Genomic DNA, 13,172 nt, shown 5'->3' with positions numbered 1-13,172 from the left:
GGCGCCTGGCGATCGACTCGGCGCACAGCCACCTCGCCCACACTGCGAGGCGATCCTGACAGCCCACCGCCCGGGTACGCGAATCGATCGAACCGCCGCCCGCGATCATCCGGGCCGCTCGAGCGCCGAATCGGGCACACGAACGTGTCGCGGATCACGTCTCCTGGCCCCGGCCGCGCGGACCATCGAATGCCCACGATCACCCCTCGAACCGCGTACGAGCGGATCGGATCGCCACCCTGGTACGAAGCACCTCACCTTCGGTCAGCTCCACCGGCCGATGCGTGAACGAGTTGTCCTCCACCCGCACCGCCTCCCCACCGGCAGACCGCAGCGCCTGTTCGATCCAGCCGGTCGCGTTCAGCAGCACCGCCGCGAGTTCGGTGCCGGTGTCCAGAACCTGATGTTTGTCGAACGCCTCCGACAGTTCCGTGAGGGCCACCGCCATCCGCGACGGCGCCGGCCGCTCCGATCCCGCCTCGGCCTCCAGCCGCTGCCGCCAGTCTTCCCAGTTCCACTCGCCCCACCCCGCCTGCGCAACGTCGATATCGTCGGCGCTCCCGTCGAAGGCCCAGTGCGCACCGACCCGGTCGGCCGGGGCGAGTAGCAGGCCGTGCCTCGGCATCGCCTCCGGTTTGTCGGAGCACGGCCACCCGTGGATCTGCTCGAGGACCGCCGGTCCGGCTGCGATCAACGCACGGACCGGCAATGGCGACGCGTGGACACGTGGCCGATCGTTCTCCACGATGAAGACGGAGCACATCGGCCGACAGCCCTCGCAATAGCGAATCAGCTCGCCGTCCGCGCCCGGAGCCCAGTGCACGGTCCAGCCGGCCCAGGTTTCCCGCATAGCCTCCAGCACCGCATACATCGCCGCTGTCTCATCGAACGACCTCGAGTACCACAGCAGCACACGCCGACCCACGTCGATCACCGCCGCCGCGACCAGATCGGCCACCCACCGTTGCTCCCGCCGCTGCGCGGTCGCGAAACGAACGGCGGCGTCAGGCCCCGCCAGTAAGTCGAGGTGCATCGCCTCCCCACCCCAGTGGGAATAGTAGATTTCCTCCGCACCAACATCTTTGACGACAATCACGCACCGTGATCCCATGCCGGGCAGCGTACGCGCCCCGTCCGACAACTCCGACCTCGCCTGATAGCGACCCCCTCTCAAAGCCCACGCCGCGACCGCCCACGAGCAGGTAGAGGTAACGAAAAAGTTGCCGAAAGCGACAGCAGTGGCGTTGTCGTCAGCGGTCCAGCGGTTGGGCGCGGCAACAGATGGAACGGAGCCGAGGTGCATCAGATGAACTGCCGATCGGTCGCGATCTCCGCCTGCGGTTTACTGAGCGGCGCCATCTTGGGATACAGCGTCCACCGCACCGTAGGAACCGGATGGACCACTACGGCGAGCGAACAGCTTTTCGGCACACCCGCGGCCACCACCGCGGTCATCGCCGCCCTGGTCGGCATGACCGCGGCCTGGTTGCTGGCTTGGGGCCGCTTCAGCTGTGCGGCCGCCTTCGCTACCGGCCTCGCAGGCCTGGCTGTTGTCGGTGCCCTCCACGCGCTACCCGCACCCCAGGAATGGAACGAACTGCCGCTCGCCCTGGGCATCGGCCTCGGCCTGCTCATCGTTCCCGCCGTCACCCTCCCGACCGCCCAGCGGTGGTTCTTCGGCGGTGTGATCGCAGGCGGCGTTCTCGGATTCCAACTCGACACCCTCGTCGACCCCAGCCGATATCTCTACGGAGACTTCCCGTCATCGACCGTCGTCGCCGAACAGCCGTGGCAATTCATCGTGGCCGGCCTGGCGCTCCTCGCACTGCTGGCAGCCCTGTGGTTGTCGCGCGCCGACCGGATCGACAGCGAACCATCCATCACCCCAGTCGCTTTCGGCGCCACACTGGCGATCGCGGCGGGACTCGTCGTGCGATTCTGGTCGGAGTCCGAGTGGCTGCCCGCGGCGGCGATCGTCCTGATCCTGGGCACATTCGCGGCAGCCCAGCGAATTCTGCCTCCCGACCAGGCGAACTCGCTCGCCGCGGCAATGGCGGCGGCTGCCATCCTGGTCGCGCTTCCAGGGTTCGACCGCACTCCTTCGACAGTCACCCTGTTTGTCGGTGCCGTGGCGTTGATCGGCGGCGCCCTCTACGGCCTACGGGTCAGCAGCCCGGCCCTCGCCGTCGGCTTGTGCGCGGCCGCCGGCCTGATCGCAACCCTGTCGTTCGTCTCCGAGACGAACTGGGTGCGATTGCTCGCGGGCGCACTGCTGCTCTTCGCGGTGGCCGCGACCGGCACCTCATGCCTGCCCATGCGACCCGCACTCCTGGCAGGCTGGTCGGTCCTGCCCACCGTGGCAGCACTCACCACCGCACAACTCCCCACAGCGACCGACGCCACCTCGATCCCGCGCTACGGCGACTGGCTGGAAGGCGAGTACATCCCCTGGTCCGGCGTGGCCCGTGGGCGAGCCGAACTGATGCTTACCGATACCTCACAACAACTCGCGCTCGCCCGCCCCGACATGATCGTGCCCGGCCTGATCGCCACGGGCCTGTGTGCTGTCTGCGCGGTCTGGCTGACCCGCCGCGGCAACGCTTCGATCAACGAGCCGACCACAGACCCCACCTGAGGCCACATCGGCCGAACGCCGCGAACCCGTCGCGCCCTTCAACTATATTGTCCAGCAACGGATTAGCGTTGCCAGCAAGCTTCAGGTGGCGACCACCGACCAGGTTCGAGGGGGAAACCATGGCCAATATCCGACGTGAGCGGCGCCTGCGCGCGGCCGAGCAGGCGCTAGCCGAACAGACCCACCTGAGCTCGCCGGAACGACGGGTGCTCACGGGAGTTCTCGCCGCCGAAGGCTGGCATCTGCTGGTCCGCACCACCCCGTTCCGGCCGGGCAGGCCCACTGCTTTCGCGATCGGCCCGACGGGAGTGTTCGCGATCGTCTTCGCCGCCACCGCGCCCGACACTTCCGAATTCGGCGAGCTGCGCAAGCACGCCGAAGAACCCCTCACCTGTCTCGCCGTCGGCGACTTCCGGTTCGTCCCACACATGGCCGAAATCGTCGTCGTGCTGCCCGGCCGATTCCGCGCCGAATCCGACGGCCGCGTCCACATCGTCGACGAACCCGGCTTCCTCGACACCCTCACCCGACGCGATCGGCACTACAAACCCGCGCGCGCTGCCCAACTCGCAGCCTCCGGCATCGACCGCTATACCCACCTGCGTCTCGACTTCGCCGTCGAAACCGACCCCGCTGCGGAACTTTTCACCGCGACCGACCTCAACGAGTCAGAACGTGCCGCCGCGCTGTCCCGCCCGTTCAGCGACTGGATGACCTTTCTCGATCCCGCCCAGCTCAGCCTGGTTCAGGCGAACTTCAACGGTCCGGCCCGCATCAGTGGCCCGGCCGGCACCGGCAAATCCGTAGTCGCCTTGCACCGTATGGCGCACTGGGCCAAACGCAATCCCGGCCGCCTGATGTTCACCACTTTCGTCAAGACACTTCCCACATTCCACGAACGCGGCTTCGCCCGTCTGGCGCCCCGGGCTGTCGACCGCGCGGTCTTCACCGGCCTGCATGCCTGGACGCTCCGGTTCCTCAAAGACCGAGACGTGCCGTTCAATGTCGACGAGGCGGCCGTCAACGCCGCACTCGCCGATGCGTGGCGCCGAATCCGCGGTACCCTCACCGCCGTCGACGGCACCGACTTCGGGTACTGGCACGATGAGATCGACCGCATCATCAAAGGCCGCGGGGTGTCGCGTCCGGCCGAATACCTCGGTGTACAGCGCAGCGGCCGCGAGGGCATCATTCTCAGGAACGAGATTCGAAAGACCGTCTGGGACGAGTGGTTTCAGCCCTACGAGCAAGGCCTCGCAGCGCGCGGCGCACACGACTTCAACGATCTGATCGCCCTCGCCGTCGACGAACTGCGCGCCCGCCCCCTCAGCGACGAAGACAGCTTCGGACTGGTCGTCGTCGACGAGGTCCAGGACTTCACTCTCCGGCAACTCCAGCTCGTCTACGAAATCGCCGGCGCCCGCGAGGATTCCCAGCTTCTCCTGGTGGGCGACAGCCAACAGCGCGTCTACGTCGGTGGCTGCACCCTGGCCGAGGCGGGCATCCCGGTCCCCGGCGGCCGCGGCCGCATCCTGCGCACCAACTACCGCAACCGCGCCGCGGTCCTGTCCTACGTCCAGCGCATCGAAACCCCCGACTCCGTCGACGACCTCGACGGCGGCACCGGCGCGGTCATCCGCGACAGCACCCCCACGCTCCCCGACGGTGACGTCGTCGAAGCCCGCCTCACCCGCCGCGAATCACTCACCGCCCTCCCCCGAGCGATCCGCGACGCGAACCTGACACCCGACGCCGACATCGCTGTCATCGTCTCCACCAGGACCGACATCGACCGCTACCTCACCGCCCTGCGCAGAGCCGGCCTGCGCGCCATGCCCCTGGAACACTACGACGGCACCCAACCCACCGACATCAAGGTCGGCACCGTCCACCGCGCCAAGGGCATGGACTTCACCGCCGTCTTCCTCCTCCTCACAACCCCACCCCCAACCCGCCCTGCCCGCGACGCCGAAGCCCTCCGCACCCGCCAACACCTGGTAGCCGCCAGCCGAGCCCGCGACTACCTGTGGGTGTGCACCCTCACCGACTGAACAGTCCAGGAGACAACGCAACCGCGCCGGCGGAAAGTGTCAACCGCAGCGGCACGCACCGCTCTGTTTGTCCGGCACGACGTCACAGGAAGGGCAACGATCCGCTGCTCCGACGATTTGCCGTGATCGTGGCCTGTCGCTGGACCCGCGCTGTCGCGGCTGGTCGGCTCGTCTCGGCTTCGATGCGTCGGCAGACGACCGGCGAGCACGGTTCCTGGCCGCGACTCGTTGGAAAATCGCCCTGACCTCGACGCGGTCGATCTCTCCGTAGCCCGCCGCGCGGACGGCCCGCTGGTACTGCCCGAACGTCGGCTCGGGATCGTCGCGAAGTACCCCTAACACGATCGCCTCCACCGCAGATTGCCGTTCATCCGCGGAAGGAGATCTGGCGGGCGATGGAGTTTCTCGAACTGCACTGTGCGCACCGCGACTGTTGCTCCCGTTCGAGACGGCCCGAGGCCGTTTCTTCTTCCGTCGTCGAGGCGCGGCCGTCGAACGTGTTTCGCGCACCGCGCCGAACTCGAAAGGATCGCGTGGGTCGTCGTTTTCAGGGTCGAACCGAGGGTCCTGATCGCCCCGATGCGCCCGATTCGCAAACCAATCACGTACCACCACAGCACCGCCTTGCCCGAACACCCAAGACTGCGCGATATCGCGCACTGATCAGACAGTACAAGTGACGACCGAAAGATTCAGGCGATCTGGCGAGCTCCGAGACCCGACCGGCTGGCGCTATTCGAAGTAGTCCTCATCCATTTGGACAACGGTCAGAACCGCCCGTTGTTGCACGCCCACCCCGTACTGGATCATCAACTCAGCCAACCGGTGCCCATCGATAAGGATCACCCTGATCGGCACATTCTTGGCGTACTCTCGCGCATGCTGGGTGAACGCGCTCGTGGTGATGAAGACTCCGCGCGATGCGCCGACACCGTGCAGGGCTCCCACGAACGCCTGCACCGTATCGCGTCCGATGTTGTTTCCCTGGTCGTACCGCTTGGCCTGCACATAGATCTGGTCCAGGCCGAGCGCGTCCTGGTCGATCACACCGTCTACGCCACCGTCTCCAGATCCGCCGATCCGCTGCGCGCGCCGCTCGGTACCGCCGTAGCCCATCGCCACCAGCACGTCGAGGACTGTCTGTTCGAATGCCGCAGGATCTTGGCCCCGCATACGTTGCAGCAGTTCTGCAGCGACTTCGGCGTGCACTCGCTCAACGCCGGTTTCTATCTGCTCGAACGGATCCGATACCGCGTCAGGTGTCGCTTCCACTGCCCCCACTGTTGACCCCGCACGTAGCGGAACGTATTCCGCATACGCCGGAATCGTCTTCAGCGCTCGCTCATCCAGGCCTTCGGGAAACCTGGCCAAGCTGTCGCGACCGCCCGAAGTGATCAGAAACGCTCCACGCGCGGGCTTCGTGATCAGCTCAGCGCGGGACAGCGCGCTGAGCGCCCAACCGATCCGATTCGCCGCCCGTCGCTGTCCCGAGGGGAGGACCTCGGCGCGCTGCTCTAGGGTGAGCCCGACATGATCACTCACAGAACCGACAAGCTCCCGCTTCCGCCAGGTCCTCCCGTCAGCTAGGACCTCGAGAATCGGCGTCAGGAACCCCGACCACACAGGCATCGTAGAAACCGGCTCAGACAACAACTGCTCCTCATCGTGCGCTGGATCGGGTCAACCGAACTCCATTCTCCGCGTGATCCACACTGGACCCAAGAGATCAGCGACCGCCCACTCTGTGGGCGCCCGTCCGCGCCGATTCGATCACGCGGCCGAAATACCCTCAGCACGTTGAACCAACACACCAGCTTCGATCAAATCATCGAGGTCGCGTTCGAGTGTCGGACGGATACCCTGGCCCACACGTGACCACCCGAACAACCGTGCGACCTCCTTGATCAGTTCATCTCGACCGACGCCGTATCCGCCACGAATCGTGTTTGTGAAAGCCAACTTCCGTTCGGCGCCCGGAATCTGTCCCACGGTTCGCGCGCAACTCCGACTCGGAGTCCGAACATGCTCGATGTCGATACCAGGTATCGCGTAGGCCGTACCATCGCAGGTCAATGTCCCGTTCGACACTTCACGCGCCAACACGTGCTGGATCCGGCCGCGTACGACCGAACCTGCTTTGGCATACCCCCAAGCATCCCGGATACGAGCGATGAGGAGTTCCAGCTCGATCGGTCCTTCGCGGTGGACCACAGTGCGCGCGACCTCGCCGATCAACGCGGTGGCGTCGTGATCCTGCAACGGAACATCCCAGAGGTCGAGCTGATCAGCCAACGCCGAACGAAGGTCGAACAACTCCTGCTGGGTGAATCCGTCGTACTCTCTAGCCCAGGTGGGACCGATGGATACCGATTCCGCTTCCGCACTGTGTGTTTCGACCGGGGTCAGCGAGTCAGTGGGCACCGAATCGGATTCCGCGGGAGGTTCGTCGACTGTGCGCACCTGATATGGATCCCGCGCGACAGCCACTTCGACCGCATGACGCAAACGCTCCAGTGCACCACCACGATCGCCGTGCCAGTCGGTTGCCCAGATCCGGTGAATGGACCAGCCCAGATTTCTCATCACCTCTTCCCGCAGTCGATCACGATCTCGTGCCGCGCGGGTCGAGTGGTACATCACGCCATCGCATTCGATGCCCACCGCGAAAACACCGGGATGCTGGGGGTGCCGAACCGCCACGTCGATGCGATATCCGGCAACACCGACCTGCGGCGCGACGTCGTAACCCCAACCCCGCAGGACTTCAGCGACATCGTGCTCGAACGGGCCGTCGAGGTGCCGACTCGGCTCGCTTCCGGCGGCCGCAAGCATCTGCGATCCGGCTTCGGCGAACTGCAAGTACCGCCTGAGGTGGCGGATGCCCTTCTTCTCCTTCTCGGCGACCGGTAGATCCCCGCCATAGAAGGATGCCACCAGTTCGACCCGCTGACGCGCACGGGTGACCGCCACATTGAGTCGCCGCCAACCCGCATCGTTGTTGATCGGACCGAAATTCGCGTGCAGCTTGCCGGAGTCGTCCGGGCCGTAACCGATGGACAGGATGATCACGTCACGCTCGTCGCCCTGGACCGATTCGAGGTTCTTCACGAAGAATCCGTCGAGGCGGTCGTCGTTGAAGAACGACTCCAGCTCCGGGCGACCGGCACGCGCGGCAGCGACCGCTGTTTCGATGGCCTCGGCCTGAGCCTTCGACAGCGCTACCACACCTACAGTCAGGTGGGGCCTCGTTTGCACATGATGGATCACCCGTTCGGCGACGAGCGCGGCCTCACCCGGGTTGTCGCGGCGTCCGCCGCGGTCGTACACACCGTCGGATTTGAAGAACTCCACACCGATATCCGGGCCGCTCTCATAGACCCCGGGGAAGGTGACCATGGTGTCGCCATAGAACTCGTGGTTGCTGAAGGCGATCAAGTCTTCGTGCCTGCTGCGGTAATGCCATCGCAGGGGCAGCCCACGCAGCACACCACTGCCTTTACACAGATCCAGCACAGACTCGAACTTGTCGACCCCGTCTTCGGTCCATTCGTCGTCGCCGGCTTCACCGGTAACGCTGAAGAACGAGGTCGGCGGCAGCTGCTTCTGGTCACCGGCCACGATGAGCGAGTCCGCGCGGTACAGGGAGTTGGCCGCGTCTTCCGGCAATACCTGCGAGGCTTCGTCGAAGATCACCACATCGAACCGGAATCCCGGCGGCAGGAACTGGCTGACTGTGAGCGGGCTCATCATGAAACACGGCTTGATCCGCCGGACGACTTCCCCGCATTCGTCGAGAACCTGACGCACCGGTTTGTGCCTGGACTTCTTTTCCGCCTCGCGCAGGATCGCCGCGGCGCTACCGATCGTGATGTTGGCCGGGCGGGCTTTGTTCACCGACGCGATCACCTTGGCCGGAGCGTTGCGAATCAGTGCGCGATCACCGTCGCGGAATCGTTCGACGAGGCGGTTGCGGTCGTCGGCGCGAGTCGGCGACAGCCGCTGGTCGCGCTCGAGATGCAGGTTCACCCACGCGGTGAGAATCGCTTTCTCCAGGATCGGCGCGAGCTCGGCGATAGGCATTCCCTCTTCGGCCGCCGAGTCGGGAATGCCACCGAGACCCAGCTCTGTCAATGCGGCGGTGGCGTCGGCGTAGCGACGCCACACTCCAGGGCCCTCGGCATTGTCAGCGAGTTCGCGCAACCAGTGAGCCGCGTCGACGAGCGAGAGCAGCAATCGCTGCTCGACCGATCCGCGATGTTGGTCGTCGAAACATGCCGCGAAAACGTGACGCAGGCGATTCCACTCTGTCCGATCGGCGACAAGACTTGTCTCCGCCGGCAACGTACGCATCCCTCGGGCCGTCGCGGCCGAGACCGGCGGCAGCCCTTCGGTCGAGCGCTTCCCGGTGTGCCCCAGCCGGTACTTCCTGATGTCCGCTGCACGACGGACCCGGCGAGCCCATCCGAGCGCGTCATCGAGGAGGTCGGGGTCGGTGCTTATCCCGGTGTAGAGATCACCGAGCAACGCTTCCCAACGCTCGTCCTCGATCACCAGGCTTTCCTGCGCTCGGCGGGCCCTGCCAACAATATCGGCTGTGCGCCGGGCCTGGGACAAGTTGATCTTGGTCTCGGCACCGATCACCCGGGAAACCGTCGAAGTGAAAGTGAGGGCGTGCTGGAACGGTTCTCTGTGCGCGCGCATCCATTCGATCGAGACGTCGAACGGCATGTCCTGCAACGGCGTGGTCGCGCCGTGTTCGGTGGTGCGTTCGACCCAGATGTCGAGCGACATCGCGATTCGCTCGCCTTTGGACACAAGATCGGACCGTGCCGGCGATCCGTCAGCCAGTGCTCCGCACAGGCGAGCCCGACGTGTCGGGTCACCGATGGTGTCGGGGGCACCTTCGACAATGCGCCGAGCCGCGGTCAACGCGTCGGCCAACGCCTTGGTTCCGTGCTCCTCGATAGCGGCGTAGCGTCCGAGCACGCGCTCGGCGTCGGCGGGACTGTTGCCCGCCCACGACTCGGCGCGCTTCAGCAGGTCGCGCATGGCCTCGAAGCCGTCCGCAGATTCTGGTTGCGTCACCGAGAGTCGCCCACAATCGGTGTCCAGGCCGCTGTACCAGGGCCCCAGTACGCGACGGTCGACCCGCTGCCTGCTTTCGAAGTCGCCGGTGAGGCGCTGCGCGGCCTGCGCGGAGCGGACCATCTCACGGGCGCCGGCCAGCGTCAGATTCGCGACGTCACCTTCACCTGCGGCGGGAACGGCGGTCACCCCGTTGATCAACGATTCCGCCCGTTCGAGCGGGTCGATGTGCGCGCGCAGCCATCGCGCGACATCCCCGGCAGTCTGGGCGGCCAGCTCGGAGGCGACAGCGGCCAGTGGCGCGCGAGTCGACTCGGTATCCCACGCGTGCAGACCCGCGACAATATCCGCACGCCGCACGGCGAGATCCGTGTCGGTGGCGACACCATCGGAAACGGTGGCCGAGAGCAGCTTTCGAGCCCGCTCATCGTCGTCACCGACGCCGGCCAATTCGATCACCCGGTGCGCCTGCGCGAGAGCTTTCCGCATTCCGGACACATCGGGTTCGCCATCGGCGACGTACCTGCCGAGCAGTTCGTCGTGCTCGGCGGCCGTAGCGCGCAAGGCCGCGTGCGCCGCGTGCCAGCGCAAGGCGGCGGCGAGATGCTCGTGCAGGTCCTTTCGCCAGGTCCCCGTAGCGGTCAGTGCCCCGATCGTCTTGCGGTCGGCACGAACCTGTTTGGAGAAAGCGCCGCCCAAGCCGGGACTCGCGAGCTGCAGCCGTTCGAGAGCCTCCGCGGCCCCCGGGGAGTCGACCAGCTCGGCGACGAATACCTTCCGGCCTTCTCTCTCGGCGGCTGCCAGTTCATCCGCCGCCGCCGTGACCTCGCCGACCGCCACCTCGACCTGTGCGAGCACCCCGGGCTTGAACCAGTCGGGCAGTGCTCGATCGGGCACCTGAGCGAGGTCGGCGAGTTCCACCAGCCGACCGAGCTCGCCGACCGGCACCGACGCGTCGATACCGAACTGCATCGCGACCGCTTCGGCCTGGCGTGCCGCGGAATCGAGGCGCTGGACCAAGTCCTCGAACCGCAGCCGATGTTCGGCGCACCGCGCGGCGGTGAATGCCGCGAGATCGATGCCGGCCGGGACCAGCACCGCCAGTTCCTGTTCGCTGTTCGGTGCGGTATCGGACAGCGATGCGGGCAGCCGGATCCAGTGTGTGCCGAGTGCTGCGGCCGCCCGCTGCTGCGCGAGTCGCACCTCGGTGCAGCGAGCGGAGAACCGCTGTAATGCGGCGGCGAGGACGGCCACGGCCGAGGCTTCTGCGTGAACCAGCCCGCCAGGCTCCAACATCGCCGAGTGTGGGGCGCTCTCGGTGACGGCGAATCCGGCGAGCGCACCGACAACCCGCGCTTGCGCGGGTGTCTTCGGGGGCGTCAGCCCGATCGACTCGGCCAGTTCCGTCGCCGAGTCGATCAGCGACTCGAGGTCCTCGATCCAGGTGTGAAACTTCGTCTGCAGTTCTTTGAGATACGGGACAGCGAGATCGGCGGGATCGATGCCGGCGGGGGTGAGCGCGGTCAGCGCCCGCTCGGATTCGGTCTTCGCGGGATTCAGCGACTCCGGCAGCTCTTCCCACCGGTTGCCACCGACCTGCTGAGCCTTCGTTCGCGCGTCGCGAACCTCGTGAAGCAGTGCCCGGAACTCGACGACGGGCTGCTCAACAATGTGATCGAATCCGCCTGCGGTCAACCAGAATTCGGGGATGGAGCGTCGATCGGACAGGAGGTCGACCAGCTCGCTCAGTCGGTCCAGTCCGGCGTCGTTGTCGGTCGGACCGGTCTCAGGAGCGAGAGTCGCGAAAGTGTTTACGGTAGCCCGCAGACGCTCCAGTGCCGCCGCTGCCTGCCGACGCACCACATCGGGCCCCTCGGCCACCTGCCGAATCCCCTTCCAGGGATATTCGGCGTCGTGCACCACCGTGAAAGTCTGCGCGATGGCCTGCGCATGGTCGAGGATCTCCGTGAGCGTGCGGCGATCGAGCCGGTCGAGCGAGAACTGACGGCCGACGCTGCGCTGCGCCGCGGCCGTCACGAGGTGATCCGCCTCGCGCGCCGCCGCCAGCGCACCGACCCGGCCGATCACATCGTGGATCGAGGACTGGAAGGGCTCGCGAACCACGTTCATCGCCTCGGCGTAGGCGCTGAGCGAGTGCCGGTGTGTTGTCTGCTCTTCCAGCGCCTCGGGACGCATACGCTCTGCGGCGGGTGTCTCGATCAGCGCACGTCCCAGTTCTTGGGCAACGGCCTTACGGGAGGTGTTGTTGCTGTGCAGGGCGAGTACGTAGGAGTCCAGTCCCACGGCCCGCATGCGATTGAGCACGACGTCCAGCGCCGCGGCCTTCTCGGAGACGAACAGCACCGAACGACCAGCATGCAACAGCGCGGCGATGATATTGGTGATCGTCTGGCTCTTGCCGGTGCCAGGCGGTCCGTCCAGGACGAAGGAATTGCCGCCCACCGCGGCGGCGACAGCCTGGCGCTGTGATGAGTCGGCATCGAGAACGAGCGGTGTGTCCTCGGGCGGGAAAGCCTCATCGATCCGGTCGAGGTCGACGGGATCGAAGGCGAACCGATCCGCAGCGATCCGTGCGTCCGGCCCCAGCGCCACCGCGCCGAACAGGTCGCTGGCGATGACCTGGGCCTCGTTGTCGAGCAGATCCTGATACATCGCCTCCTTGTGGGAGGCGAAGATACCGAGCACGACTCGGGGCGTCACAGTCCAACCCGGCTTGTGCCGCACCAGATTCCGTGTCCCCGAGAGGATGCCGGCAACTTCGGTCGGCTCGTCGGGGATCGTCGCCGTCCAGTCGAGGTGCAGCTGTTCGAGTTTGATCCGCAGGGCAGGGTTGAACCGGGGCTCGTCGTCGACATTGAGCTGCAGCACGTAGTCGCCGCGCTTGTTGCGCTGGATACGGACCGGCACCAGGACCAGGGGCGCGTCGGTTCCGCTGGTGGCGTTGTCCTCACGCCAGTTCAGCATGCCGATGCCCAGCTGGAGCGTCCACAGACCGTAGTCGTTGAAGATCTGGGTCGCCCGGCGGTTCAACGCCTTCAGCGTGGACTCCAGCGCCTTGGTCGTGGTCTTCTCGGTGAGGATCTCAGCGTTGGCGGTCGCCCGTTGCTGCCGATCCACGTGCGTGGTGTCGTCGTGGTCGCCGTCCACATCGGGTAGTGGCGCGAAGCGGATGCCGCGCTCCAGCGCTGCGACGATCATTTCTGCGGCGGGCGTGGACAGCTCCAGCGAGGACGCCCGTGTCGGCTTGTAGTTCAGGAGACGATTGCGGCTGCTGAGGTCGATCAGCGACTCACGCCATTCCTTCACCACCGCTGACAGCGCACGACGGTACTCATTGTCATCCGAATACACCGCAGTCCCCACATCCACCGTTGTTCCAC

5 protein-coding genes are annotated in these 13,172 nt (G+C 66.2%); 2 read left to right on the top strand and 3 right to left on the bottom strand.

Annotation, left to right across the window (positions count from 1 at the left end; all coding sequences use genetic code 11):
• Window positions 1–199 precede the first annotated feature (199 nt).
• On the bottom strand, window positions 200–1,096 hold the full coding sequence (locus ACFC06_RS26790) for a hypothetical protein (RefSeq protein ID WP_375937432.1): 897 nt from the start codon (window positions 1,094–1,096) through the stop codon (window positions 200–202).
• Window positions 1,097–1,297: 201 nt separating this feature from the next.
• On the opposite strand from ACFC06_RS26790, the gene ACFC06_RS26785 reads away from it, so the two are divergent.
• Entirely contained in the window at window positions 1,298–2,635 is a 1,338-nt protein-coding gene (locus ACFC06_RS26785; RefSeq protein WP_375937429.1) for a hypothetical protein, read from the top strand.
• Window positions 2,636–2,754: 119 nt separating this feature from the next.
• Entirely contained in the window at window positions 2,755–4,686 is a 1,932-nt protein-coding gene (locus ACFC06_RS26780) for a UvrD-helicase domain-containing protein (RefSeq protein ID WP_375937426.1), read from the top strand.
• Between the two features lie 732 nt (window positions 4,687–5,418).
• On the opposite strand, the gene ACFC06_RS26775 is transcribed toward ACFC06_RS26780, so the two are convergent.
• Window positions 5,419–6,315, bottom strand: a complete 897-nt coding sequence (locus ACFC06_RS26775) for a restriction endonuclease (RefSeq protein ID WP_375937927.1) — start codon at window positions 6,313–6,315, stop codon at window positions 5,419–5,421.
• A gap of 141 nt (window positions 6,316–6,456) precedes the next feature.
• Complete coding sequence (locus tag ACFC06_RS26770; protein ID WP_375937423.1) at window positions 6,457–13,161, bottom strand: DUF3320 domain-containing protein; 6,705 nt, start codon at window positions 13,159–13,161, stop codon at window positions 6,457–6,459.
• Window positions 13,162–13,172: the final 11 nt, after the last annotated feature.

Source organism: Nocardia sp. NPDC056064 (assembly GCF_042266925.1).
Lineage (GTDB): Bacteria > Actinomycetota > Actinomycetes > Mycobacteriales > Mycobacteriaceae > Nocardia.
The sequence above is the reverse complement of the archived record's forward strand: the minus strand, read 5'-3'. Positions and strand labels throughout refer to the sequence as shown.

Coding starts and splice junctions, on each gene's coding strand:
- ACFC06_RS26780 (WP_375937426.1), top strand. CDS start 2,755: ATGGCCAATATCCGACGTGAGCGGCGCCTGCGCGCGGCCGAGCAGGCG.
- ACFC06_RS26775 (WP_375937927.1), bottom strand. CDS start 6,315: ATGCCTGTGTGGTCGGGGTTCCTGACGCCGATTCTCGAGGTCCTAGCT.